The organism is Massilia sp. PWRC2 (assembly GCF_049896725.1).
In the GTDB taxonomy this organism is placed as follows: Bacteria; Pseudomonadota; Gammaproteobacteria; order Burkholderiales; family Burkholderiaceae_D; genus JAFCUW01.
This window is the reverse complement of sequence record NZ_JAFCUW010000005.1, coordinates 1-23,843: the sequence shown is the minus strand read 5'-3', so window position 1 is coordinate 23,843 and position 23,843 is coordinate 1. Positions and strand designations below refer to the sequence as shown.

Sequence of the window (23,843 nt, the reverse complement as noted above, 5' to 3'; positions counted from 1 at the left end):
GAGGGACAGCGCCGGGACTGCGCAGCGACAGCCGGCAAAGGCCGCCATTACAACACAGTCATTGGTATGGAGCAATTTATCGGTGGGCGCGATTGGCGTCGCCAAATGCGCGCGCATCCACTACAGTATCGGCTGCACCGATGAATCGACAAGGAAACCGCAGATGACCCCATCGACCCAGGCAATGCCGCGCTACCAGAGCGGCTTTGGCAATGAATTTGCCAGCGAGGCCTTAGCAGGCGCCCTGCCCGCCCAGCAAAATTCACCGCAGCGGGTGGCCTATGGCCTGTACGCCGAGCAGCTTTCCGGCACCGCTTTTACGGCGCCGCGCAGCCACAACCGGCGCAGCTGGCTGTACCGCATCCGCCCGGCGGCCGTCCACCGGCCATTCGTGCGCATCGACGACGGCGCCATCGTCAGCAATTTCGAGCAAGCGGCCGCCTCGCCCAACCAGCTGCGCTGGGACCGGCTGCCCCTGCCGGCGGCGCCCACCGATTTTATCGATGGCTGGGTCACCATGGCGGGCAATGGCGCGCCGCAAGCGCAATGCGGCAATGCCTTTCACCTGTATGCCTGTAACCGCGACATGGCGGGCCGCTATTTTTACAACGCCGATGGCGAACTGTTGATCGTGCCGCAGGAAGGCCGGCTGCACATCGCCACCGAACTGGGCCACATCGAGCTGGCGCCGCTGGAAATTGCCGTGATCCCCCGCGGGGTGCGCTTCCAGGTCACGCTGCCCGATGGCGTCGCCCGTGGTTATGTGTGCGAAAACTATGGCGCCCTGCTGCGCCTGCCAGACCTGGGCGTGATCGGCTCGAACGGCCTGGCCAATCCGCGCGACTTTCTCACGCCCCATGCGGCCTATGAAGATCTCGAAGGCGACTTCACGCTGGTGGCCAAATTCAACGGCAAGCTGTGGGCGGCGCCGATCGGCCATTCACCGCTCGACGTCGTTGCCTGGCATGGCAATTACGCGCCCTATAAATATGATTTGCGGCGTTTTTCGCCGGTCGGTTCGATCGGCGTCGATCACCCCGATCCGTCGATTTTCCTGGTGCTGCACAGCCCCAGCGACACGCCGGGGGTCGACACGCTCGACTTCGTGGTGTTCCCGCCGCGCTGGCTGGTGGCCGAGCATACCTTCCGCCCGCCGTGGTTTCACCGCAATGTCGCCAGCGAATTCATGGGCTTGATTACGGGGGTGTACGACGCCAAGCAAGGCGGCTTCGTGCCCGGTGGTAGCAGCCTGCACAACTGCATGAGCGGCCACGGCCCCGATGCGGCGACCTTTGCCAAAGCGAGCGCCGCCGATACCAGCGTGCCGCACAAGATCGATCACACCATGGCTTTCATGTTCGAGACGCGCCTGCCAATCTGCCCGACCGCGTGGGCGCTGGCCAGCCCGCTGCTGCAGCATGATTACAGCAGCTGCTGGAGCGGCATCGTCAAGCAGTTCAATCCGCTGCAGGCGTGAGCGGCGCGCTTAGAAACGGTAGCCCAGGCCGACGCCGAACAGCAGCGGATCGACCTTGACCCGGCTGGCGCTGGCGCCAGCGATGATGACGTCGCTGCGGATCTGCATTTTCTTGACGTCGACGTTAAAGCTCCAGCGCTTGTCGATGGCGACATCGAAGCCGGCCTGCAGGGCCAGGCCGACGCTGTCATGCTCGAGGCTGGCAGCGCCGCCCAGCAGGTCCACCTTGGAGATCAAGGTGTAGTTGACGCCGGCGCCCAGGTAGGGATTGATTTGCGCACCGGGCAGGAAGTGATATTGCGCGGTCAAGGTCGGTGGCAGGTGCTTGAAGCTGCCGATGTCGGCGCCGTCGAGCGTCACGCGGTGTTTTTGCGGGTAGGTCAGCACCAGCTCGGCGGCCCAGTGGGGCGTGAAGAAATACGAGACGTCGACATCGGGGATCGTCTTGTTGCTCACGTGCAGACGGTCGCTGGCGCCGGCGCCACCCACCGGGTCGGACTTGTTGGCCGGCTCGAGCTGCAGTACGCGCACGCGTACCAGCCATGGCGACTCCTGCGCGGCAGCGGCGCCCGACAGGCACAGGGCGGCGAGCAGCAGGGTCAGCTTCGATTTGTTCATGGTCGTGCCTTTCTTCGTGTTGTTATCATCGAAGGCAAGCTTATTGATTTCGGTACGCAAAAACGTTGATGTGTATCAAAACTGCAGCTATCGGTCTCAGCTGCCCTGGTATGCCGTCTGCTCCGCTTCTTCTTCGCGCGCCAGCGCAATTTCGCGGATCACCGCGCCCACATCGGTGGGCGTGTCGGGCAAGGCAACGACGCCGCTCAACACCACGTCGGCGGTCAGCAGGCCGGCCTCGTACAGATTCCAGATTTCCAGCCCGTACTGGCTGCCCAGCAGCTGGGGCGCGGCAACGCCAAAGAAATTGGCCAGGTTGCTGACATCGCGTTCGAGCATCGCCCCCGCCACCGAGCTGCCGGCGGCATCGATCGCTTGCGGCAAATCGATGATCACGGGGCCGTCGGCGTCGACCAGAATGTTGTACTCCGACAGGTCACCGTGAATCACGCCGGCGCACAGCATCAACACCACCTGGCGCAGCAGCGCGCCGTGATAGGCCAGCGCCAGCGCTTCGGTCAGCGGCACGTCGTTCAGGCGCGGCGCCGCATTGCCGGCGGCGTCAACGATCAGTTCCATCAACAGCACACCTTCGAAGCAGATGTAAGGGGTGGGCACGCGCACGCCGGCGGCGGCCAGCCGGTACAGGGCATCGACCTCGGCGTTCTGCCAGACTTCTTCGGCCATCTTGCGGCCGTAGCGGCTGCCCTTCTCCATCGCCCGCGCCTGCCGGCTGTTCTTCACGCGGCGCCCTTCCTGGTAGGCCACGGCCTGGTGAAAGCTGCGCTGGTTCGCCTCTTTATAGACCTTGGCACAACGCACCTCGTCACCGCAGCGCACCACGTAGACGATGGCTTCCTTGCCGCTCATGAGCTGGCGCGAGACTTCGTCGATCAAGCCTTCATCGATGAGGGGAACGAGACGCTTCGGTGGTTTCATGGAGAACTGGCAGCGACGCGCGTGGAACGCTGCCGGACTGCGCCTTGTTTAAGGTGGATCGGAGCAACCCGGAACCGGCCAATCACGGCGGAGCGTGCGGGAATGACGGGAATGACGGGAATGACGGCAATGACGGCAATGACGGCAATGACGGCAATGACGGCAATGACGGCAATGACGGCAATGACGGCAATGACGGCAATGACGGCAATGACGGCAACTGCCGCAACCGCGGCTGCCGCATTCTACCCCGCGCAAGCTGCATGCAGCGCGCATTTGTCCGCCCACGGTCGCCGTTCGGGCGCTGCGGGCTGCATGCAATCAATTGGTGCCGGTATATTTCCCGACCGCCGGCGCCGGTAGAAGCGGCCTCGAGTCCGCTTGGTCCTTGTTCAAGACCAGCCGATCTTAATGGGCAAATGTGACAGGCGTTTTACATTGCGCCACCCATTGCGGGCCATCGTCGGCACTGACGAAACATGTCGACTGCGCACCAAGCACCGCGTGCACCGCCCTTTCGTTGCGATCCAGCAACAATAGTGTCGCACCGTTTTCACGCCGCACCACTGTAGCCATCCAGCATAGGCGCAACAATTTGTTTCAACCGGTTACACAATCGTCATGACGTCCTCGTTAAATTTCTCGTTGGCAATATATGATGGACGCTTCAGCGTGTGAACCCTTGACCTCGGAGCCCTTCATGAATCATTCCAGAATGCCCTCGTATGTATTGCTCGCCGCCTGTACTGCTGCAGTCCTGGCCGCCTGCGGTGGTGGTTCCAGCAGTTCTGGCGCCAGCACCGGCGCCGTCACCCCGGCACCCACCCCGGCGCCGGTGGTGGTCGGCCAGTCGACCATTTCCGGCACCGTTACCGGCTTTGGCAGCGTGATCATCGACGGCATCCGCATCAACAATGCCGCCGCCGCCGCTGGCCGCGAACGTGACGATGGTACGGTCGAGGCGGTCGAGCTGAAACTGGGGCAACACGTCGAAGTCGAGCATGACGGCTTGCTGACCGCCACCAAGGTGCGCGTGAGCGCCGAAGCGGAAGGCGCGGTGTCGGCGGTCGATCTGGTGGCAGGCAGCCTGAAAGTGCTGGGCCAAGTCATCACCGTCAATACCGACGCCACGCTCGGTCCCGTCACGGTGTTCCAGGGCTACACCGCGCTGGCCAATGTGCTGGTCAATGACAAGGTCGAAGTGCATGGCCTGATCAAGACCGATGCTGCTGGCAAGGTCACCCTGCAGGCGACCCGCATCGAAAAGAAAACAGTCGCCGACACCGCCGACCGCGTGCACGGCAATATCAGCGAACTGTCGACCACGGCCCACACTTTCAAGCTGGGCCTGCTGCTCATCGATTACACCGATGCCAAGCTGCTGCCGACGACCGCCGTGCTGGCCAATGGCACCGAAGTGCACGTCTCGATTCCGCTCGGTACGGTGGCAGGCAGCAGCGCCATCAAGGCCAGCGTCGTCAAGGTGCGCGACCACAAGGCCGAGAGCAATGCCAAGGATTCTGAACTGGGCGGCGCCATCGCCACCATCGACGCCGCCAGCAAGACCTTGACCATCAACGGCGTCAAGGTCGACGCCTCGGCAGCCACCTTCGACCAGAGCGGCAAGACCTTTGCCGATCTGAAGGTCAATGCCTACGTCGTCATCAAGGGCAGCTACGGCACCGATGGCATCCTCAAGGCCAGCACCATCGTGCTGCGCGGCGCCACCAAAGACAAGACCAGCGAAGCCGAACTGCACGGCAGCATCGCCAATTTTGTCTCGGTCGCCAGCTTCACGGTACGTGGTGTGCCGATCGACGCCACCGGCGTGGTGCTCGACGCCGCCTCGTGCGGCGCCGCCAGCCTGGCCAATGACCTGCAAGTGGCCGTCACTGGCAGCATGAACGCCAGCGGCCAGGTCAAGGCCAGCGCCATCAGCTGCGAGAAGGCCGATGATGCCCATGCGGTGTTGTCGCGCCAGGGAGTGGCCGGCACCGTCAACGCCACTGCCAAGACCTTTGCGCTGGTCAGTTCGAAGCAATCGCTGACGGTACAGTGGAACGCCGACACCTTCTTCCGCGGCGTCGATGCGACCACCCTGAACGGCAAGAATGTGGAAGTCGAAGGCACCCTCAGTGCCGGCGTCTTGACCGCCACCAAGGTGGTTTTTGAGCAGCGCTAGACAGCCATCAGCGTTGCTGACGCCAACGTAAAAATGGCAAAGCCACCGTGCGCGCACGGTGGCTTTTTTTGACGCCGGCGCAGCCTGCGCCAACGCTGGTGCGCTCGCCTCAGACGGGCGCGGCCAGACCGAGCGCGGCCCGTCCGAGCGCCGGATCGTCGGTAAAAAAGCCATCCAGACCGGTGTCGAGGTAGCGGCGGATTTCGGCAATCGAACCGGCCTCGTTGCGCGCGTGGGGGCCGGCGCCGTTCCTGAAATCGCGCGCCAGGAAATGGTTCTCGGGCCGGAAGGTCCAGGTTTCCAGGCGCAGGCCGGCTGCATGGGCGTCATCGACCAGCGCGCTGGGCACGCCGAGCGACTCGTCCTCGCGCAAGGCGATGACGGCGCGGGTGGCCGGCGCGATGACGTCGGCGTACTGGGCAATGTCGCGCATGCCGGCCGGCGTACACATGGCGGCAAAGCTGAGCGTGCCACCGGCGGCGGCGACATCGGCCGGCCGCGTGGCGCCACTGCCGACCAGCTGCATCAGGCGCAGATTGGCGCGATGGCCGAGGCGCTCGCGCACATACTTGAGGTTGGCCACTTCGAACGACTGGATTTCGATCGGCGCGCGGCGCGTGTAGTCGTGCGCCGCCAGGGTGGCGATGAAGCGGTCCTCGAGGGCCAGCCCGACGCCGGCAAAATACGTCGAGCTCTTCAGTTCCGGCACGAGACCGATCAGGCGCCCCGTCGTGGCGGCCTGGGCGGCGGCGAACTCGATGATCTCTTCAAAGGTGAGTACCTGAAAAAAACCATCGTACTGGGCACTGCCGGGACGGTCGACGGGAATCCGTTCGATCGCCCGCAGGGTTTTTAGTTCAGCCAGGGTAAAGTCATCGACATACCAGCCCGGCTGGGTCTGGCCATCGATGGTTTTGCTGGTGCGGCGGCTGGCAAAGGCAGCGCGCGTGGCGACGTCGGTGGTGGCGGTCAGATTGGCTTCGTGACGGGCCACCAGCACGCCGTCGCGCGTGCACACCAGGTCCGGTTCGATGTAATCGGCGCCGTCGGCGATGGCCTTGGCGTACGAGGCCAGCGTGTGCTCGGGCCGCAGCGCGCTGGCGCCGCGGTGGCCGAAGATCAGTGGCCGCGGCTGTGCCGATGGTGCCGGCCCGGCCGCGGCGGCCGGCAGCGGGCGCGCCAGGGCCGCCGCACTGGCCACAGCAGCCGTCGCGGCGGTAGCAGCGACCGCGCCGATGAAGCCGCGCCGCGACAGCTGGCGGCGGGGAAAATGGGGCGCTGTCATCAGAAGTCCGCCATCACGGTGAGAAAGCCCTGGCGCGGCGCGATCGGGAAGGTGTTGTAAGTGCCGCTGGCGGCCCCCACCACCACGTTCAGGCTGCCCGTACGCTGGGCCAGATTGCTGACGTTGACACTGTAACGGGCATTTTTCACCAGGGTGCCATTCATGAAATTGAGTTTGCCCGTGACGCCGAGACTGAGCAAAAAGTAACTGGGCACCGACAGGTCATTGGTGTAAGTGGCATAGCGCTTGCCGACGTAGTCACCGATCAGCTGGAACTGGGTATCGGCAAGGGTCAGCGTGGCGACCGATTTGTTCATCTGCTCCGGGCTGCCTGGCACCGCCTTGCCGGCCGTTGGCACTGCCTTGCCAGCGCTGAGATAGTCGTCATTGTAGGTCGAACGGTTGTACGAGAGCGCATCGTAGAACGACAAGCGGGGACCGAAGTGCACGGTGGCCGACAGATCGACGCCATTGGTACGCACGCCGCCGACGTTGGCCAGCAGCGGATTGCCGCCGATGATCGCCGAGATCACCGCCGTCGGGCTAATTTGCAGCAGACGGTCCTTGAAATCGACGTGGTAGACGCTCAGCTGACCATCGATGGCGCTGACCACGCCGCCTTCAAAGCTGCGGCTGCTGCGCAGGCCCGCTTCGTAGGTGATCGAGGTTTCTGGCCTGGCGGTGGCCTTGAACAGGTCAAATGCGGCCTGGCTGGCCAGGCTCCACGGCGAAGCGCCGCCGCCGCCGTAGGTGACGAACTGGCGCATGTTTTTTTGCACGTTGACGAAGGCCTGGTCGTTGGCGCTGAGGTCCCAGCGTGCACCGGCTTGCGGCAACAGCCATTTTTTGGTGATGATTTCGCCCTCCGGCAAGGCGGTCGAGCCATTTGCGATGGCGCCCAGTTTCGGCTGCACGGGGAAGCGGCCGTCGGCAAACTGCAGGCTCGATTTCAAGCCCGCCTGGACGATCAGATCGGGGTTCAGACGCCACTCGTCCTGCACATGCAACTGCACCACCTTGTTGGCAATCGTGCTGCCGTACTGGGTGATCAGAGGATCGCTGGGTCGCTGGTACGGGCTGCTGGGATTGTTGACGTCGAGCGCATACCAGCGCCGGTAAGCCGACGACAGATTGCGCTCGAACCACAAGCCCGCTTCGATCTGGTGCTCGCCGATTTCCGTGCGCAAGGTCGACAGCAGGCCGCCGCGGTTGATGCGGTATTCGGTGGTGCGGGTGGCATAGCCCGAATTGCCGAAGCGCGCCTTCAGGTCGGCGCGGCTCTGGCCGGGGAAATACACGCCAAACAGGGCCGGCAGTCCCGCCACGCCGATGGGACCGGCCACCACGCCAACCCCATTGTCGTGATGGTAGTAGACCTGGTTCGACCAGCTGGTGGCGGCGCCGAGCTTCCAGTCGTACTTCAGGTAGCTGAGGTAATCGGTACGCTGGGCGTCGCTATAGTAATTGCGGTAGTTGTTGCCTTCGCCCGCGGGGGCGTCGCCAGTGGGCGACAGATAGCCCACCGCCTGGGCGAAGTCGGGATAGCTAAACGGCCGCGTGTAGGGCTGGAACTTTTCGCTTGCCGCGTGAACGGTGCTGTCTTCGTTCGGCTCGATCTTGTCGCTGTAGTTAAAGAAAAACGTCAGCTTGCCGCCGCTGCCGTCGTTGACGAACTTGGCATTGACCTGGTCGCCACCCTGGCGGCCATGGAAATCCCAGGCGCGCTGTTCCTGGTGCACGGCCGACACATACGCACTGTTGCCATTGCCATAGGCGCCGCTGTCGTAACGCACAAAGGTGCGCGAGGTGTTGTAGCTGCCGACCGTCTGCTGCAAGGTCGCGCCGCGCTGCGAGAGCGGATCGCTGGAAAAGGCTTCGATGGTGCCGCCCAGGTTGCTGGTCGAGGCCGTGGCCAGATCGCCGGCACCGGTCGACAGGATCACCCGGCGGACGTTTTCGCTGATCACCGCGCGCTGCGGCGAGAGACCGTTGTAGTTGCCGTACTGCTGGTCGCCGAGCGGCACGCCATCCATGGTGTAGCCCAGTTGCTGGCCGCTAAAGCCGTGCACGAACAGCGACAGGTTCTGTTCATTGTTGCCCCATGGGTCGGCGGTCTGAAAGCTCACGCCTGGCAAGGTTTGCAGGGCTTTCAAGGGATTGATGCCTGGCAGGATTTTCTGCATGTCGCTGTTCGACATGGCCACGGCCGAGCGCGTACGCCGCGTGGCGATTTCCACCGTGGCCATCGGCGCAGGATCGGCCGCGGCGACGGCGGCGACGGCGGCGACGGCGGCGACGCCATTATCGGCCGCCGCGGCCGATCCTGCACCCATGGCGGCGACGGCGCCGGCAACCTGCTGCGCCATCACGAGCATGGGGAAGGCCAGCAATGCGCAGGCGGTGGCGGTGTGCAACGTTTTTTTCATCAGAGTGTCCATGGGGTCGGTTGCGGGAAGTTAATACAAAAGAAAGTTGCGGTAATTTAACTATTGGTTATGACGCCGTCATGACGGTTTATGGCAACCTGTCATGCTGCCGTCACGTTTGGCCGCTACCCTAATGTCGGTGGCCTTTTGCCCTCCAGGTGCAGGGGCCCGGCTCCCCATTCCCTTACTCAAAGCGACCATGAAACGCCTTCTTCCCGCCCCCCGCCCGTTCGCCCGCGCATTGCTGCTCACCGCCGCCGCGGTTGCCACTCCCGGTTATTCGGCGGTGCTGACCAAGCCTGCTGCCGCTGTTACTGCGGCTGTTGCTGATGCTCAAGCGCAGCCGAAACTGGTGCTGGTGCTGGTGGTCGACGGCTTGCCCAACGAGCAGGTGCAGCGCTACCGCGCGCAGTTCGGCCAGGGTGGCTTGCGCCGCCTGCTCGATCAGGGCGCTTCGTTCAGCAATGCCCACCAGGCCCACGGCGTCACCGTGACGGCAGTCGGCCATGCGGCCATCCTGTCGGGCGCCTACCCCTATCAGCACGGCGTGATCGGCAACAACTGGATCGATCCGGTGACCAAGCAGTCGCTGTATTGCACCGAAGACGCCGACTACAGCTACATCGGCGAGCAGACCAAGCCGGGCGACGGCACCTCGCCGAAAAAACTGCAGGTCGACACCCTTGGCGACCAGTTGCGCTACGCCAGTGGCAATCAGGCCAAAGTGGTCACCGTATCGGGCAAGGACCGCGGCGCGATTTTATTGGCGGGCAAGACCGGCACCGCCTACATGTACATGGAAAAGAGCGGCAATTTCGCCAGCAGCACCTATTACATGGCGTCCCATCCGCAATGGGTGCAGCGCTACCAGGCCACGCGGCCGCAAGACCGTTACTACGGCAAATCGTGGACGCCGCTGCTGGCCGATGCCGCCTACGCGAACGACGCCGGCGACACCTTTTATCCAGCCAAGGTGGGGGTGAACAACCGCTTCCCGTTTTCTTACTACAGCGAGAGTGGCCAGCTCGACGCCGATTATTACGGCCGCCTCAAGACCAGCCCTTTCCTCGACGAATTGACGCTCGACTTTGCGCGCGCCGCCGTCGACGCTGAACAGCTGGGCAACAACAGCGCCGGCGTCACCGATGTGCTGGGCATCAGCCTGTCCGCGCACGATTATGTCAACCACGCGTTCGGCCCCGAGAGCAAGATGTCGCACGATCACCTGCAACGGCTCGACCGCATGCTGGCCAGCTTTTTCAGCTATCTCGATCAAAAGGTGGGCATGGACAATGTGCTGGTGGTGCTGACCGCCGACCACGGTTTCCCGAACGTGCCCGAGTTTGCCCAGGCCCAGCATGTCGATGCGCGCCGTATCGATGGCGACAAGCTGGTGGCGGCCCTCAATGCCCACCTTGAACAGCTGTATGCCACGCCCAAGCTGGTGGTGGCGGCGTCGCTGCCAAATATCTATATCGATTACCCGCTGCTCGAGAAGCGCGGTCTCAAGCGTGCCGACGTCGAAACGGCCGCCGCCCGCTTCCTGCTCGACCAGCCCGGTATCGTGCAGGCGAGCACCCGCACCGAGATGGAAGGCGGCGCCGGCGCCGGCACCCGCACCGGCCTGCTGATGCGCCGCGCCTGGCATCGTCAACTGTCCGGCGACATCATGGTCGTCACCAAGCCCTACTGGTATTTTGGCAGCGGCAGCAGCGGCACCTCGCACGGTTCGCCCTACGCCTACGACACCAACGTGCCACTGATGGTAATGGGCAAACGCTGGATCAAGCCCGGTTATTACAGCCAGTACGCCGAGGTAGTCGACATTGCCCCCACCCTGGCGCACCTGCTGCACGTGCGGCCACCGGCCGCCGCCGAAGGGCGCGTGCTGACCGAAACCCTGCGTTAAGGAAGTCGGGCCTGGGCGGCGCTTGCGCCGGGCGCCACTTACGGGCACGATGACGGTTCGACAGTCCATCTCATCACAAGGAGAAGCTCGATGATCAAGATCAGCGTGATGTACCCGAACAGCGCCGATGCCCGTTTCGACGCCGCCTATTACCGCGACCGCCACATGCCGATGGTAAAAGCGCTGATGGGCGATTACTGCAAGTATTACACCGTCGACCAGGCGCTGGCCGGCGCCGGCACCGACGCCAACGCGCCCTACATCGCCATGGGTCATTTGTTTTGCGACTCGGTCGACGACTTCCAGGCCGGCTTTTCTCCCCACACGACGCAGATCATGGCCGACATCCCCAACTACACGGGGCAAACGCCGGTCATCCAGATCAGCGAAGTACTGGTGGGATAAGCACCATGACCGCCGGCAGGGCGCCGGCGCGCTCACTGCCGGCGCTTCTCGCAAGACAGATTGCAATGCAGATTGCAATACGGATTGCAACGCAAATTCCAACGCGGATTGCAACGCAAATTGCAACGCAGATTCCAACGCGATTCCAACCCCGGCGATGCGCCGGCCGCAACAGGCACCGCTCCACCCGGATCGCGTCACGCCACCACACCCCCCCACCGCAGCCGCACCACCTCAACCTTGACGCCTGACACACCGTCAAGCGCCCATCTGCGCGCCCGCAAAATATTTAACAATTCGTGCTACAATTTTCTCAGGGCAATAAAAAGCACGGCTGCCGGGGCACGTGGCCGTTGCCGCAGCGTGCAAGCTGCCTTGCACCCTCGGCCGCCGCCGCCGTCGCTGACATCCTGGAGCTGACCTTGACTTTCGAAAAACAACTGTGGCACGAAAAGTTAAGAAATCATCCGCAAGGCATCCTCGTCAATGCCGCCGCCACGGTGGCCCTGGCGGTGATCGTACGTCACGCGCAGCTGCGCTGGCTGGCCGCCTGGACCGGGATCTCGCTGCTGTTCTGCGCGCTGCGCTACCTGGTCCAGCGCGCCTGCCAGCGCCAGCTGCAACGCCAGCCGGATGGCGCCGCGCCGCTGACCCAGCAAAGCTTGCTGGCCGGCGGTTTGCTGGCGTCCGCCACCCTGTGGGCCTGCATGGCCTGCCTCGGTCTGCCGGCCCTGCACGACACTGAAACATTTTCTCTACTGATCATCCTGTCGGCAATGGCCGGCGGCGCCACCGGCACGCTGGCCAGCATGCCCGTGATCGGCAAGCTCTACATCGCCATCCTGCTGTTGCCCTGTTGCGCCCTGCTGCTGCTGCAGCACGATGAGAAACTACAAGTGCTGGGCGGCATTGGCATGCTGTTTTCCTTTGTCATGTTCAACAGCCAGAACAACAACTTCAAGATGCTGCGCAGCACGCTGTCGCTGACCGAAGAGAAGGAAGCATTGATTCTGCAGTTGTCGGATAAAAATAGCCAGATCTCGCACGACAACGAAGACCTCGAAAGAAAGATCAGCGAGCGTACCGGCCAGTTACAATTTCTCGCCAACCACGATCCCTTGACCACCCTGCTCAACCGGCGCGGTTTTCTGTCGTACCCGTACGCCCATTCCCATGGGCCGCGCCGCAAGACCATCCTGTTCATCGACCTCGACCACTTCAAGGATGTCAACGACGGCATGGGCCACCAGCATGGCGATCTGTTGCTGCAGGCAGTGTCGCGGCGGCTGACCCATCTTGCTGCCGCTCTGGCCAGCTTGTGGGGCGATGCCGACCACACGGTGTGCCGCTGGGGCGGCGATGAATTTGTCGTCTGCATCACCGGTTCAGGCGAGCAGAGCGGCGCGACTGCCGCCGATTACCAGGCGATGCATGCACAACTGTCGGCACCGTACCAGGCTGGTGCCCAAACCCTGCAAATCGGCGTGAGCATCGGCATCTTCGAGCGCGCCAGCGATGCCGCCTTCGATTTGCACCAGGCGCTGATCTTCGCCGACGTTGCCACCGCCGACGCTAAAAAACTGGGGCGCGGCCGCCTGTCTTTCTATTCGGCGCACTCGTACGCGCTGCTGCAGCGGCGCTTGCAGCTGACCCTGGCACTGGCGCATGCGCACCAGGACCACTCGCTGCACCTGCTGTTCCAGCCCATCGTCGGCGCCGCCTGCGGCACCGTGGTGGCCTACGAAGCCCTGCTGCGCTGGACCCATGCCGAGCTGGGGCCGGTGGGGCCGGATGAATTCATTGTCCTTGCCGAGAACTCGGAGGCGATCCTGTCGATCGGTCGCTGGGTCCTCGAGCAGGCGTGCCAGCAGGCACAGGCCTGGCTGCCGTCAGCGGCGGGTGGCACGCCGCCCAAGGTGGCCGTCAATACGTCGATCCGCCAGTTGATCCAGGCCGATTTTGCCCAGCTGGTCGCCGCCACGCTCAGCCGCAGCGGGCTGGCGCCGGCGCGGCTGGTGATCGAAGTGACCGAGAGCGTACTCGATGAACGCGACATGGCGCGCGCCCTGGCCAGCCTGGTGGCGCTGCATGCACTGGGGGTGGAAATTCACCTCGATGACTTCGGCACCGGTTATTCATCGCTGTCGCGGCTGCGCCAGATCCCGCTCGATGCGATCAAGATCGACAAGAGCTTCGTGATGAACATGGATGAGAAATCGGCTGCCGTCATCGAGGCGGCGGTACTGATCGCCAAGCGCTACGGCCTGCGGGTGATCGCCGAAGGTGTGGAAACAGCCGAACAGCTCGCCGCCTTGCGCAGCCGCGGCATCGATGAACTGCAGGGCTATTACCTGGGCCGGCCGGCGCGCACGCCCGCCGCGCTGGCGCCCTGAGCCTGCACTGAGGACATCCGGCGAGCCGGGCTGTAAAATGCGGCCTTGCCACTTGCTCGCGCTGCTCACTGCCCTGGCGGCCCTCACATGCACACACTCGAACAATTACACAACGGCTCGCTCGCCGGCGCCACCCGTCTTCAACTCTCGTGCGGCCTCACTGAGTTTCCTCGCGAAATTTTTGAACTGGCCGATACGCTCGAGATCCTCGATCTGTCCGGCAATGCGCTGACCTGCCTGCCCGACGACCTGCCACGCCTGCGCCGGCTGCGCATCCTGTTTTGTTCGAATAACCGTTTCAGCGTGCTGCCCGCCATGCTCGGCGCCTGCGCGCAACTGACCATGATCGGCTTCAAGAGCAACCGCATCAGCGAAGTGCCGGCCACCGCCTTTCCTGCTGCGCTGCGCTGGCTGATCCTGACCGACAACCGGATTGGCACGCTGCCCGCCACCATTGGCGCCTGCGCGCAATTGCAAAAGCTGATGTTGGCAGGAAACGAGCTGACTGAATTGCCGCCACAGCTAGCTGCCTGCACGGCCCTCGAACTGTTGCGCATCGCTGCCAACCGCCTCAGCGCCCTGCCGCCATGGTTGCTGACAATGCCGCGCCTGGCCTGGCTGGCCTATGCTGGCAACCCCGTCAGCGCGGTCGAAGAAGCTGCCGCCGGCCCGGCCGCAGGCGCGATCGGCTGGCATCAACTGACCCTGGCGCACATCCTCGGCGCAGGGGCATCCGGCGTGATCCATCAGGCGCAGTGGCGTCAGGCGGGCCAGGCGCGGGCGGTGGCCGTCAAACTGTTCAAGGGCGCCATCACCAGCGATGGCTTGCCGGCCTGCGAACTGCGCGCCTGCATCAGCGCCGGCGCCCATCCCAACCTGATCGCCGTGCTGGGCGAACTGCGCGACCATCCGCACGGCGTGCAGGGCTGCGTGATGGCGCTGATCGATCCCGCCTTTGCCAGCCTGGCCGGCCCGCCCAGCCTGGAGAGCTGCACGCGCGATGTCTACGCCAGCAGTCAACGCTTTGCGCTGGCCGCCCTGCTCGGTATTGCCGCTGGGATTGCGGCGGCAGCGCAGCACTTGCACAGGCGCGCCATCATGCACGGCGACCTGTACGCCCACAACATCCGCCACAGCGACCAGGGTCAAGCCTTGCTGGGCGATTTCGGTGCCGCCTCGCTACTGGCCCCGGGCCCGCAGGCAACTGCCCTGCAGCGGCTGGAGGTGCGCGCGTTTGGCGTGCTGCTCGGTGAATTGCTGGCGCGCTGCGATGGCGGCGACGGCGGCACCGCAGCCGTGCTCAACAGCCTGGCGCAACTGCAGCACGACTGCGTGCAGGCGAACGTCGCCGCCCGCCCCCTGTTCGCCGACATTGCCCGGCGCATCACGGCATGCCATGTGCCGCAGTAGGGCACGCGCGCACCAATCTGGTCGTTATTGCACGGTAAGCGGTATGGGCATCGCGCCACAACCGGCCAAGACGCAATAAGAATACTGGCCTAAAAATTGCTTTTAAAACTTATTTCATTCTTGGAAATAATTGATGAGCATTACTACCGCGCCAGGCGAGCTTCCCCATTCGCTGCGCCGCCTGTTGCCACACATGCTGCAAGTGAATGCACATCGTGCCTCGCTCAGCGCACTCGAATCGGTATGGGATGTGTTGAACCTGCTGGGCCAGCTCTCCGGCACCACCACCGACATGGCCGACACCAAGGCCGCCTTCGCCAGCCTGACCACCAGCCTGCTGCACCACCTGGCACTGAGCACCTGCCACAAGCGGGTGGCGCAAATTGCCGCGCAGGCGCAGGTGGCCATCGATATCCTCGTGCGCAATCTGTACGAGCGCACGGCCGATATCGGTTTTCTGGCGATGGACGATGCCTTGCGCGAATTCGCCGCTGCCGCCCTGGCGGAACCGTCTGCGCCATCGGCATCGGCAGCGGCGCCGCTGGTCGAACGTTTGCAAGCCTATGTGCGCCTGTATTCGGTGTACCGCGACGTCATCCTGGTGTCGCCATCCGGCGCGGTGCTGGCGCGCCTGCCGGGCGCGCCAGCGGTGGAGCTGGTGGCCGACCCGCTGCTCGCGCGCGTGCTGGCCAACGACGCCCCCTACCTCGAAGCGACCGTCTGCAGCGCCATGTTCCCCGGCGAGTCGCGCAACCTGCTGTATGGCGCGCCGGTGCTTGCGCACGACGGTGCGGTACTGGGCGCGCTGTTCCTGTGCTTCGACTTTGAGAACGAAACGGGCCGTATTTTCGACGGCCTGTGCCGGGCCGGCGACTGGAGCGTGATCACCCTGCTCGACGCCGACGGCCGGGTGATCGCCAGCAGCGATCCCCACCAGATCGCGCCGGGCGCGCTGCTCACTGCCCCCTACGGCGACGGCCACCTGACCCGCTTCGCCGGCAACAGCTACCTCAGCGCGCGCCACGCGGCGACCGGCTTCCAGGGCTATATGGGGCCGCCCGGCTGGAGTGCGCTGGTGCTGGTGCCGCTGGCGATGGCCTTTGAAGCGGGCGACGACGATGACGCTGCCGCGCTCGAGATCGCTAACCAGGCAGCACTGCTGCGCGCCATCCTGCGTAACGGCAACGCCTTTTCGGCGGCGCTGCAGGCGATCCCGGCGCAGGCTGACGCCATCCAGCGCGAATTGAACCGCTCGGTGTGGAACGCCAATATTCGCCAGGGCGCCATGGGCGACGGCGCCAGCACGGTGGCCGCCAGTGGCGCCTTGAACCCGGCGTTTTCCAAGGTGCTGCTCGCTGAAATCGTGCGCACCGGCACCCGCATGCAACAAGTGTTTACCAGCTCGATCCGCGAGCTGCAGACGATGACGGTGAAGTCGCAGCTGGACGACTGCCAGTTTCTCGCCGCCCTGGCCATCGACATTCTCGATCGCAACCTGTACGAGCGTGCCAACGATTGCCGCTGGTGGGCGCTCGATCCCTTGCTGCGCCGCTTGCTGGAACACCAGCACGCCAGCGAGCGCACGGCGCAGCTGTCGACCCGCCTGGCCGCCATCAACGCACTCTATTCGGTGTACGACAGCCTGCTGCTGTTCGATGCCGATGCCAGCGTGGTCGCCGTCTCCAGGCCGGCGCAGCGCGCGCTGCTGGGCAGCCGGCTGGCCTCTGCCTGGTGCGCCCGGGTGCTGGCGGCGCCCGCGCACAGCTATGTGGTGTCAGAATTTGTCGCCGATGCGCTGTACGCCGACCGCCCCACCTATATCTATAGCGCACCACTGCATGACGACGCCGGCAAGTTGATCGGCGCCATCGCCGCGGTATTTGACAGTGCGCCGCAACTGGCTGCCGTGCTGGCGGCCGGATTGCCCGGCTCGAACGGTGCCTTCGCCATGTTCATCGATGCCGATGACAACGTCGTGGCCGCCAGCGGGGCGACGCCCGCCGCTGGCAGCAAGGCGGGCCTGCCGGCCCCTCTGCGCGCCGCGGCGCAAGACGGCGGCGTGGCACGCCTGCTCGCCCTCGATGGCCAGGTGCTGGCGTTAGGCGCACGCGCCTCAACCGGCTATCGCGAATACCGTGGTACCCAAGGACACTACGGTCAACGCCTGCTGGCGCTGGTAGCGGTGCCCCTGGGCGTCGACGATGCGCAGGCGGGCGCGGAACATGCCGATGACGCCGACACCGCGCGGGGGCCAGCCACGGTCGCTGCAACTTCAGCTGCAACTTCAGCCGCAACAGCCGGTGCAACAGCCGGTGCAACGGTCGACATCGCCACCTTCTATATCGGCGACACCCTGCTTGGCGTGGCGGCCGCTTGCGTGGTCGAGGCGATCCCGTTTGGCGGCAGCGTGCGCCTGCCGAATGCCAGCGCCAGGGTGGTCGGCGCCACCATTTACAAGGGCAACACCATGCTGCTCTATGACTTGCACCATGCCCTCGGCCTGGCCCAGCGCGCCAGCCGCGCGACCATGCTAACGGTGGTGTTGCGCGACGCCGACGGCCGCCAGTTCGGCATCCTGGTCGACCGGCTGGGCGCCATCCCCACGGTGGCGCTTGCCGACATTGCTGCCATCGGCAATGTGTTTGCCGGCGCCACCACGGTGCTGGCGTCGGTGGTGAAATCGCACGGCAGCAGCAGCGGGCCCATGCTCACGCTGCTGCAGGTGGAGCAGATGGCGGCGCTGTTGCAGGCGAGTTAGCCAGCCGCAGCTGAGCATCTGTTTGTTTCGGCTTGCAGCCATAGATACATTTCATCTATAGCAACTACAGATTCCCAGTGGTAGCATTTGGCGGCATTGCCACTGGCGGCGGTGCCCACATGACACGACTGGACAACAATGACATCCAAGCACCTGGCAGCACCTCTGCTGGTTTCCGCGCTGTTGGCGGGATGCGGCGGCGGCGGCAGCAAGAGCAGCAACAACAGCAGCAGCAGCGACACCCCGGCCGCAACGGCGACCTATAGTTTTGTGCGGCCGACGGTGGGCGCCCACCTGGTCTATGCACAGAAACTGGCCGACAATCTCAACAACACGGTCAGCCGCACCATGGTGCGCGACATCACCGCCGTCAACGCTGACGGCAGCTTTACGGCGCATGAGGAAGACCCCAGCCATAATCGTATCGTCGCAGGGACTGTGGACCAGAGTCTGTATCCCACGGATTATCAATACAACGCCAGCGGCCAGCCGACCGCATAGATAGTGATGCCGGCGAGCGGCGCCGCCATCAGTTGCGCCCTCACGCAGGGCAATCCCGGGGCGCCATCACCATTGCGCGCCGGTCAGGGATGGACGGTGAACTACACGGAAACCTGCGGCAGCGGCGCCGGTACCGCGTTTGTGCAGTCCGGCACCTTTGCCGGCATCGAAACGCTCACCGTGGCAGCGGGCACTTTTAGCGCTTTCAAGTTCACCTCCGTCATCACGCGCACGGTCAATGGCACGACGCGCACCGAAACCGTGTCGCGCTGGAGCGATGCCAACAGCGCCGCCTCGCGCACACTGAAGCTGGCCTCCACCTTGAGCTACAGTGGCGCCGCGCCGGCGGCCGGCGCGCTGGTGTCGACGACGCTCGAATTGCAGAGCTACAAGTAAGGCGGCTAGTAGGGGCGCCCACAGAATTCGGAGAAAATAGCACGCTAAGGATTTTCCCGGATTGCCCAACTATTTTGAGTGGGCGTTCTCAAAGACCAAGTGCAACACATTCTCCTGCAAAAGTGCCGCCATGTAGCCCCCGCTTGAACCACGGCCTGGCCGGTACCACGACCAGTCAGGGTCACTTCAACGTTGGGACTGCGGCCGACATCAGATCTCATTGCTGCGGTCGGCAACCTCAAGCTTGAACTGCCATCCCTCGAAACACATCAACGCATGTCCAAGTTCGTCCCAGGAGAACTCTTGCCCATCGATCGTAACGAGCGGCAAGCGGCCCTCGGCGGCATCGTCCCAGCCGATGCGCCCTCGGACGGTCTCCTCGATGATTTCCAGACCGAGCCTGCCGCGTCTTACGTGCATCACCGCCAGGGCGCGGCGCATCTTTTCCACGAGACGCCCACACAGGGAAAATAAGTCTTCGCTCGGATCGCCGACGATCTGGAATTCGTAGCCGCCCGGCGCGCCGTCGCGAAGCTCGAATGCCTCCAGCGAGACGATGTCGCCGAGCAGATGGGTACGCAGATGAAACTCGTGCATCACTCCGTTGCAATCGGATAGCTTGACTGGTTCAAGACGGACATGCTCGAACTTATCGAGACCAACACGCGTGGCTACCTCGCTGTTGAAACACCGGGAACACAGCACCCGGTAGCCGACATCGATTGACCCGTAGTTGACGGTGTCGTAGCCCGCCGTGACGGCGCCACATCCTTCACAGACGATTTCAGACATGCTGCTCCCTCTTCAGTGCAGTGTTGATGGCGCCGTCGGCGTACCGCCACAGCATTTTTTGACTTTTTTACCGCTGCCACAAGGACAAGGATCGTTGCGCCCGACCTTTGGTGTCGCCCGGACGATGGGCATTGCCGGCATGGGCGCGTGGCCGGGCATCGCTCGCCGCGATTTCCAATAGGCTGCGATCTCGACCAACGACGGCACTATGGCATCGATCCATCGGGCAGCATCGCCTTGCTTGTCGGTGATCGCAATGCCGTCTTCGGTCCCCAAACGCATGAATGGCGCGAACCAGGTCGGTTGTCCGACGGCGAGCAGGCTCCACGCGCGCTCGTCGAACTGGAAACCGCAGAGGAAACCATCTGACCATTCGGCGGCGCCGTAGTCTGCGCCGCGCTTGAACATGGGCTCGAAACCGGCCGGGTCGGTGTTGAAAGCCTCGACGACCGCGTTGTAATGTCGCATCAGCAGCGAGAAGACGCGGTTCGCATGCGAGTTCTTGTCGAACACGGGCTCGGCCCGGCCATCGACATGGTCCCATACCCATGGCAACCATGCGGACGGGGGAATCAGCCCGGGACCGATGGCGATCGCGGTAAGGTAGCCGTCGAGCATCGCGAGATCCATCGACGTCGATTCTATCGATTCGTCGGCAAGAAAATCATCAAGGTCGCAAAGTTCGGCATCGGACAAGCCGTGCATGGTTGGGTTGCGCTTGTCCTGGCCGGGCGGCGGGCCGATCATCGCGTCGATGCCCTGTTCATCAATGGTGCGCATGGCCTCGTCCAGCGCCGCCTGGTCGGTCGGGAATAGATCATCCCAAACGGTCGAGTTACCGTGCTCGTCGACCACCTCGAGTATCCAATCCTCATTCTCTGCGCGATAGATTTCCACCTCGACACTCCTTCCGTTACGGCTTGCTGTCCGATTCAGAGGGGAATAGATGATGGGCATGTCGTCGTCGATATTTGTCACTTTTTTTCAATCCTGGTTGTTCTGCTTGTTGATGCGTTCTGAAAGGGGAGAACAGGGGAAACGGGAAAAATCGTACGCTAAGGTTTTTCCCGGGTTGCTCAGCTAATTTGTGAGTTTGTTGCGGGCCAGCAGTCGCGCCACCGTAGACGGATGGACATTGAACAGGCGCGCGGATTCGGCGGCCGTTTTCTGGCCAGAATTGACCAGGTGGACAATTTCCTTTAGTTGCGTTGGCGTGAGCTTGGGACGGCGACCGCCGATACGGCCTTCTTCGCGGGCGGCCAACAAGCCACTGTGGGTGCGCTCGCGCAACATGGCGCGTTCGAACTCGGCGAACGATCCCACAATTTGCATCATCATGCGCCCGGCCGGTGAGGTGGTGTCGACGGCTTCGGTAAGGCTGAGGAATCCAGCACCGGTTTTCTCGACCCTCTCCATGAGGATCAATACGTCCTTGAGCGAGCGTGACAGGCGGTCGAGCTTCCAGACAACCAGCACATCATCCTTGCGCAAATGATCGAGCAGGCGGCTCAGTTCCGGACGATTCCAGCGGCCAGCCGACACCTTCTCTTCAAATATCCGTCCGCACCCCGCCGCGTTCAACGCCGCGATCTGTGCCGTGTTGTCCTGGTCTTGGGCGGAGACACGGGCATAACCGATTCGCATGAGTTTGCCCTCTCTTACTTGACTTCGGATGCAGTTGGATCGAGCCGATCCGGGCTGGGACGATTCTCCAGCCGCGCCTTCGATAGCGCCACCGCCTCGTGCAGCTTTTGCTCCAGCAATTGCCGGGACGGCAAGCCGGTCAGGTATTCGGCGACATGAATGCCGCTTTGATCCAGCTCCAGCAATTCGATCTGTTCACGGTTCTTGCCCGTGCAGAGGATGATTCCTAGTGGTGGCGCTTCGCCAGGTTCTTGTTCATATTTGGCCAGCCAGCGCAGGTAGAGCTCCATCTGGCCTTTGTCAGCGGCCTTGAATTCGCCGAGCTTGAGTTCGATGGCGACCAGGCGCCGCAAGCGGCGGTTGTAGAACAGTAAGTCAATGTAAAAATCGTTGTTGTCGATTTGCAGCCGTTTTTGACGGGCGACAAAGCTGAAGCCGGCCCCCAGCTCCAACAAGAAATTTTCCAGTTCGCGCAGGATAGCGTCTTCGAGATCTTTTTCAAGGTAGCGATCGCGCAACCCCAGAAAGTCCAGCACGTTAGGATCCTTCAGCACGAGGTTCGGGCCAAGCACTCCTTGATCGCGCAGGGTCGCCAGTTCACTCGTGAGCAATTCGTCGGGCTTGCGCGAGAGCGCCGTGCGCTCGAACAACATGGAATCGAGGCGTCCCTGCAAGGTGCGGGTGCTCCAGCCCTCGCTACGGCACATTTCCAGATAGAACTCCCGCTTGAGGGGATCATCGATGTAGATCAGGCTGCGCAAATGGGTCCAGCTCAATTGTCTACTCAGTGCGTAGACAATTTCCTCGGCCTCGAACACCTCGCCAAAGCGCAGCATGTGGCGCAGGTTCTTGGCGCCGAAGCCGCGCCCGTGTTCGGCTTCCAATTGTCGCGCCAGCGAAGCGACGATCTGTTCGCCGTAACCGGCCCGCTCCCCTTGGAGCACCTCGGCGCGTATGCGCCGGCCAATGCGCCAGTACAGCATGGTCAAGGCCGAATTGACCGTGGCGGCCAGTCCGGCCCGCGCTTCGTCGATCAGGACGCGGATGTCGCCGGCCAGGCCGGTTGTTGTCACTGCTGCAGCTTGCACGTCTTGCGGTTCCACCAGCTAGCTCCTCGATACGGTTCGTTCAGCACAAACCTGTTGCCAATGACGATCATTATGCAATACATTTACGCACCATGTAAACGCCATAGGAATCGTGTGCGGCCATTTGATTGCGCAAACGAACGTTTGCGCAACGAATCCCATTCATCTTCGCGGGAGCCCGCATGCCCCGCCGTTCTATTCTGTCCGCCACCGAGCGGGACAACCTGATGGCCTTGCCCGAAGGGGAAGACGATCTGATCCGGTATTACACCTTCACCGAGTCCGATTTATCCCTGATCCGGCAACGCCGCGGCGATGCCAACCAGCTCGGCTTCGCCGCCCAGTTATGCCTGCTGCGCTATCCTGGTCATGCGCTGGAGGTCGATATGTCGGTGCCGGATCCGCTCATCCAGTGGATCGCTCGTCAGATACAAAGCGATGCCGCCGTCTGGCACCAGTATGGGGCGCGAGATCAGACCCGACGCGAACACTTTCAGGAACTACGCGCCTATCTTGGCCTGTCCGCGTTCGGCCGGCCGGATTTTCGCAAGCTGGTGCACAGCCTTGTGGAACTCTCCATGCAGACCGACACGGACTTGGTGCTCGCAGCCCATGCCTTGGAAACGTTGCGGCAGCGGCACATCATCCTGCCGACATTGGCGGTCATCGAACGAGCCTGCGCGGAAGCGGTAACGCGCGCCAATCGGCGCATCTACCGGACACTGCTGGAACAGCTTCAGCCCATATCGTTATACACAACTCTGAGCGGATCAGGCGGCGCCTGAAAAATCTGTTTACATTCAAGCACTTGCGAAGGCACTTGTAAACTGGGCTGGTTTCAGGTTTACTCTCACCTTTTAGGTGATGCGTTGGCAACAGGATCGAGCCGCTGGACAGAACAAGAATTCGCGGGTCTCGACTTGGGAGACGGTCGCCTCGACAAGAGGGCGAAGATACTTATGGAACGACTTTCGGCGAACCCGACGGCAAGCATTCCGACGGCTTGTGAAAGCTGGAGCGAGACGCGGAAAGTGTCAAACTATTTGAGACATTTTTTATAAATAGTTTAGTGAGTAATTCTGGCGATAGTGTCGTCGCCGGATGAGCTTTTTGGCATGTTAATACCGGCCTCGGTTGGTATGGCCGGCGGCTGTGGAGGGACGTGTTTAAAACGGTTGGGATGGCGCGCAAAGGCGTCTTTCGGGACGAGATCGCGCTGCGCATAGATGATCGATGCGACGCCGGTGTACATGGCCGCTGGCGTCACGTAGCCGATGCCGGAGTGGCGGTGCTCGTCGTTATACCAGCCAAAGAACACTTGGCAGAATGCCCGCGCGTCGGCCAGCGAGTGGAAGCGCTCGGGAAACTCAGGACGGTATTTCATCGTCTTGAACTGCGCCTCTGAATACGGGTTGTCGTCCGAGGTGTAGGGTCGGCTATGGCTCTTGATGACGCCCATGTCCACGAGCAGGTCCGCCACCAGTTTCGAACGCATGGCGGCGCCACGATCAGCATGCAATGTCAGTGTCCCTGGGACGATCCCTTCGCGCTCGCAGGTGGTTCCGATGAGGCTTTCGGCGAGGGCATCGGACTCGCAGTCGGCGATCATCCAGCCGACCA

The 23,843-nt window shown here is 63.1% G+C and carries 19 protein-coding genes and 2 pseudogenes; 12 read left to right on the top strand and 9 right to left on the bottom strand.

What is annotated here, in order from left to right:
• Positions 1 to 163: 163 nt before the first annotated feature.
• Positions 164 to 1,477 (top strand): homogentisate 1,2-dioxygenase, encoded by a 1,314-nt coding sequence (hmgA, locus tag ACP7BZ_RS11405; RefSeq protein ID WP_426113154.1) that lies wholly within the window; start codon positions 164 to 166, stop codon positions 1,475 to 1,477.
• A 9-nt stretch (positions 1,478 to 1,486) separates the two neighbouring features.
• On the opposite strand, the gene ACP7BZ_RS11400 is transcribed toward hmgA, so the two are convergent.
• Both ACP7BZ_RS11400 and ACP7BZ_RS11395 read right to left on the bottom strand, forming a co-directional pair.
• Positions 1,487 to 2,095 carry an OmpW/AlkL family protein gene (locus ACP7BZ_RS11400; RefSeq protein ID WP_426113152.1) on the bottom strand — a complete coding sequence of 203 codons (609 nt, stop codon included), beginning with the start codon at positions 2,093 to 2,095 and terminating at the stop codon, positions 1,487 to 1,489.
• Between the two features lie 96 nt (positions 2,096 to 2,191).
• Positions 2,192 to 3,034, bottom strand: coding sequence for a PA4780 family RIO1-like protein kinase (locus ACP7BZ_RS11395; protein ID WP_426113150.1), 843 nt, complete (start codon positions 3,032 to 3,034; stop codon positions 2,192 to 2,194).
• Positions 3,035 to 3,078: 44 nt separating this feature from the next.
• On the opposite strand from ACP7BZ_RS11395, the gene ACP7BZ_RS11390 reads away from it, so the two are divergent.
• Together ACP7BZ_RS11390 and ACP7BZ_RS11385 are read left to right on the top strand one after the other, a co-directional pair.
• A complete protein-coding gene (locus tag ACP7BZ_RS11390) occupies positions 3,079 to 3,459 on the top strand; it encodes a hypothetical protein (RefSeq protein WP_426113148.1) in 381 nt (126 codons plus the stop codon).
• Between the two features lie 275 nt (positions 3,460 to 3,734).
• Positions 3,735 to 5,216: a DUF5666 domain-containing protein gene (locus ACP7BZ_RS11385; RefSeq protein ID WP_426113146.1), complete on the top strand. Its 1,482-nt coding sequence runs from the start codon at positions 3,735 to 3,737 to the stop codon at positions 5,214 to 5,216.
• A gap of 109 nt (positions 5,217 to 5,325) precedes the next feature.
• Here ACP7BZ_RS11385 and ACP7BZ_RS11380 read toward each other — a convergent pair whose 3' ends face one another.
• The gene (locus tag ACP7BZ_RS11380; RefSeq protein WP_426113144.1) at positions 5,326 to 6,501 is read right to left on the bottom strand and encodes a glycerophosphodiester phosphodiesterase family protein; all 1,176 of its coding nucleotides are present in this window, start codon (positions 6,499 to 6,501) and stop codon (positions 5,326 to 5,328) included.
• Complete coding sequence (locus ACP7BZ_RS11375; protein WP_426113142.1) at positions 6,501 to 8,927, bottom strand: TonB-dependent receptor; 2,427 nt, start codon at positions 8,925 to 8,927, stop codon at positions 6,501 to 6,503. Before ACP7BZ_RS11375 ends, ACP7BZ_RS11380 begins: the two co-directional genes overlap by 1 nt.
• A 199-nt stretch (positions 8,928 to 9,126) precedes the next feature.
• On the opposite strand from ACP7BZ_RS11375, the gene ACP7BZ_RS11370 reads away from it, so the two are divergent.
• From ACP7BZ_RS11370 to ACP7BZ_RS11340, 7 genes are all read left to right on the top strand, one after another.
• Positions 9,127 to 10,836: an alkaline phosphatase family protein gene (locus tag ACP7BZ_RS11370; protein WP_426113140.1), complete on the top strand. Its 1,710-nt coding sequence runs from the start codon at positions 9,127 to 9,129 to the stop codon at positions 10,834 to 10,836.
• A gap of 90 nt (positions 10,837 to 10,926) precedes the next feature.
• Positions 10,927 to 11,241, top strand: coding sequence for an EthD family reductase (locus tag ACP7BZ_RS11365; RefSeq protein WP_426113138.1), 315 nt, complete (start codon positions 10,927 to 10,929; stop codon positions 11,239 to 11,241).
• 422 nt (positions 11,242 to 11,663) lie between these two features.
• On the top strand, positions 11,664 to 13,634 hold the full coding sequence (locus tag ACP7BZ_RS11360) for a putative bifunctional diguanylate cyclase/phosphodiesterase (RefSeq protein WP_426113136.1): 1,971 nt from the start codon (positions 11,664 to 11,666) through the stop codon (positions 13,632 to 13,634).
• 87 nt (positions 13,635 to 13,721) lie between these two features.
• Positions 13,722 to 15,044 carry a leucine-rich repeat-containing protein kinase family protein gene (locus ACP7BZ_RS11355; RefSeq protein WP_426113134.1) on the top strand — a complete coding sequence of 441 codons (1,323 nt, stop codon included), beginning with the start codon at positions 13,722 to 13,724 and terminating at the stop codon, positions 15,042 to 15,044.
• Between the two features lie 133 nt (positions 15,045 to 15,177).
• Positions 15,178 to 17,802, top strand: coding sequence for a chemotaxis protein CheW (locus ACP7BZ_RS11350; RefSeq protein WP_426113132.1), 2,625 nt, complete (start codon positions 15,178 to 15,180; stop codon positions 17,800 to 17,802).
• Positions 17,803 to 17,940: 138 nt separating this feature from the next.
• Entirely contained in the window at positions 17,941 to 18,303 is a 363-nt protein-coding gene (locus ACP7BZ_RS11345; protein WP_426113130.1) for a hypothetical protein, read from the top strand.
• Between the two features lie 6 nt (positions 18,304 to 18,309).
• Complete coding sequence (locus ACP7BZ_RS11340) at positions 18,310 to 18,699, top strand: hypothetical protein (RefSeq protein ID WP_426113128.1); 390 nt, start codon at positions 18,310 to 18,312, stop codon at positions 18,697 to 18,699.
• 210 nt (positions 18,700 to 18,909) lie between these two features.
• On the opposite strand, the gene ACP7BZ_RS11335 is transcribed toward ACP7BZ_RS11340, so the two are convergent.
• The 4 genes from ACP7BZ_RS11335 to ACP7BZ_RS11320 form a co-directional block, all read right to left on the bottom strand.
• A complete protein-coding gene (locus tag ACP7BZ_RS11335) occupies positions 18,910 to 19,491 on the bottom strand; it encodes a DUF7686 domain-containing protein (RefSeq protein WP_426113126.1) in 582 nt (193 codons plus the stop codon).
• A gap of 12 nt (positions 19,492 to 19,503) precedes the next feature.
• Positions 19,504 to 20,469 carry a UPF0149 family protein gene (locus ACP7BZ_RS11330; RefSeq protein ID WP_426113124.1) on the bottom strand — a complete coding sequence of 322 codons (966 nt, stop codon included), beginning with the start codon at positions 20,467 to 20,469 and terminating at the stop codon, positions 19,504 to 19,506.
• Between the two features lie 102 nt (positions 20,470 to 20,571).
• A complete protein-coding gene (locus ACP7BZ_RS11325; RefSeq protein ID WP_426113122.1) occupies positions 20,572 to 21,135 on the bottom strand; it encodes a recombinase family protein in 564 nt (187 codons plus the stop codon).
• Between the two features lie 14 nt (positions 21,136 to 21,149).
• Positions 21,150 to 22,241, bottom strand: a complete 1,092-nt coding sequence (locus ACP7BZ_RS11320; protein ID WP_426113715.1) for a PDDEXK nuclease domain-containing protein — start codon at positions 22,239 to 22,241, stop codon at positions 21,150 to 21,152.
• A 164-nt stretch (positions 22,242 to 22,405) separates the two neighbouring features.
• On the opposite strand from ACP7BZ_RS11320, the pseudogene ACP7BZ_RS11315 reads away from it, so the two are divergent.
• Positions 22,406 to 22,960: pseudogene (locus ACP7BZ_RS11315) on the top strand (DUF4158 domain-containing protein); the annotation flags it as partial.
• 90 nt (positions 22,961 to 23,050) lie between these two features.
• Positions 23,051 to 23,248 (top strand): annotated as a pseudogene (locus tag ACP7BZ_RS11310) (IS4/Tn5 family transposase DNA-binding protein); the annotation flags it as partial.
• Between the two features lie 41 nt (positions 23,249 to 23,289).
• On the opposite strand, the gene ACP7BZ_RS11305 reads toward ACP7BZ_RS11310, so the two are convergent.
• Positions 23,290 to 23,843 (bottom strand): transposase (locus ACP7BZ_RS11305; RefSeq protein WP_426113120.1); only part of this gene is annotated, 554 nt, incomplete at its 5' end.